The sequence below is a fragment of the Streptomyces sp. P9(2023) genome (assembly GCF_032436795.1).
In the GTDB taxonomy this organism is placed as follows: Bacteria; Actinomycetota; Actinomycetes; order Streptomycetales; family Streptomycetaceae; genus Streptomyces.
Genome location: NZ_JAUPWM010000835.1, coordinates 1 through 237, shown reverse-complemented (window position 1 = coordinate 237; position 237 = coordinate 1). Strand labels below are relative to the sequence as shown.

General features: G+C 57.4%; 1 protein-coding gene. It reads left to right on the top strand.

Annotated features, from left to right (window positions below; translation table 11 throughout):
* Window positions 1-237 (top strand): hypothetical protein (locus Q5762_RS39615; RefSeq protein ID WP_315897166.1); only part of this gene is annotated, 237 nt, incomplete at both ends.

Here is a 237-nt window from a genome sequence, read left to right as displayed (position 1 = left end):
CGGGCAAATCCGCACCGCCATTTTGGCGCATCAGGCAGCCGGCGGCTATATCGACATCGGCTGCTTAAATGCCTGGCTCTGCTTTGGCGGCGACTGGAAGCCGCTAGAAAAAATTTTGAACGCGCGCGACCTGTGGAGCCGTGTGGCCAAAACCGATTACAACGCCGATGGCTATTTAGACGGCCTGATTATCGAGGCGGCCGATTATCGCGAGCTGCTGCAAAAATACCGCGCCGA